Origin of the sequence: Dietzia sp. E1 (assembly GCF_014145015.1) — a bacterium.
GTDB lineage: Bacteria > Actinomycetota > Actinomycetes > Mycobacteriales > Mycobacteriaceae > Dietzia > Dietzia cinnamea_A.
This window is the reverse complement of record NZ_JAALDU010000338.1, coordinates 1-1,352: the sequence shown is the minus strand read 5'-3', so window position 1 is coordinate 1,352 and position 1,352 is coordinate 1. Positions and strand designations below refer to the sequence as shown.

The following is a 1,352-nucleotide window of genomic DNA, read 5'->3' as shown; positions in this document are numbered from 1 at the left end:
GGATGCTCCTATGGATGTCAAGCGGCTTTGGCGAGGTCGGCGGTGGTCGGTGCTTTGGTGGCGGGGTCGCGAGCCTGTAGGTCGTTGATCAGGGCATGGTAGATCTCGCGCGCGATGTGGCGTTTGAGGCAGCGCATGATGTCTTTCTTGGACAGGCCTTGCGCGGTTCGTCGGTCAACGTAGGAGCGGGTGCGTTCGTCCCATCGCATGCGGCTCAGTGCGATGGTATGCAGGGCGTGGTTTGCGGCCCGGTCGCCACCGCGGTTGAGTCGGTGTCGGTCTCGTCGTCCTGAAGAGGCAGGGATCGGGGCCACGCCGCACAGGTGCGCGAACGCCGCTTCGGAGCGCAGCCTGTCTGGGTTGTCGCCCGCGGTGGCCAGAAGCTGCCCGGCGACGTCAGGTCCCACGCCCATGCGGTTCATCAGGGTCGGAGCCGTCTGCGCGGTCAGGGCTTTCAGCTCGACGTCGAGGTCGGCGATCTCCTCACTCAGTGCCAGGATCCGGCGGCTCAGAATGCGTAGTGCCGCCTTGGTCGCGCCGAGGGGACTAGCGAGGTCGCTGGGACGGAACCGGGCGCAGACTGCGGCCAGCTCGCGGGCGGGCAGGCCACGCAACTGGGCTCGCAATTCCTCCGGAGCGGTGATCACCAGCTGCCTGGCCTGGTTGATCGCTTGGGTGCGGGCCTTGACCGCGGAGCGCCGAGGCACACGCAAGGCCCGGACGGCCTCCACGATCCCGTCGCGGGTCTTCGGCACGCCAGTGGCACGCCCGGAGGCGACCGCGGTAGCAGCGGCATAGGCGTCTATCGGGTCGGACTTGCCCTTCATCCGCCGGGTCTTGCGGTCGGGTCGGTCGACTTCGACCACCGGTAGTCCGGCCCGGGCCAGCACCCGAGACAGCTCGGCGCCGTAGGCTCCGGTGCCCTCGACCCCAACGGCCTGCACGGTGCCGTGGCCGCCGAGCCATGAAAGTAGCTGCCGGTACCCGGAACCCGTGGCCGGGAACTCTCGGTCGGCCAGATGCCGCCCGAGGGAGTCGATCACCGCCGCGTGATGGGTCTGGCCATGCGTATCCACTCCGGCGATGACATGCACGTGCTGATCGGACATCATGGTCACTGCTGCCTTTCTCGTTGATCCCGGTGGGGCAGCACGCGCCGGCCAGGCGGGCGGACAAGACAGTGGCGGGGCTTCTGAACCAAGCTCCTATGAGGTCACAAACGCCCGTCCGGTCGCGTGCGTAGCGATCCCCCGAGCGGGCCGACAAATCCGCTTCTAGTCAGCCACCGCGACGGTCAGCCCGTGAGTCAGACCCGCCCGAAGAACCACTACACACATCATCACTGTCAGCCC

1 protein-coding gene is annotated in these 1,352 nt (G+C 67.7%); it reads right to left on the bottom strand.

Features of this window, described 5'->3' with window-relative positions; all coding sequences use genetic code 11:
• Positions 1-17: 17 nt before the first annotated feature.
• Positions 18-1,109 carry an IS110 family transposase gene (locus G6030_RS11365; protein WP_187699930.1) on the bottom strand — a complete coding sequence of 364 codons (1,092 nt, stop codon included), beginning with the start codon at positions 1,107-1,109 and terminating at the stop codon, positions 18-20.
• Positions 1,110-1,352 lie beyond the last annotated feature (243 nt).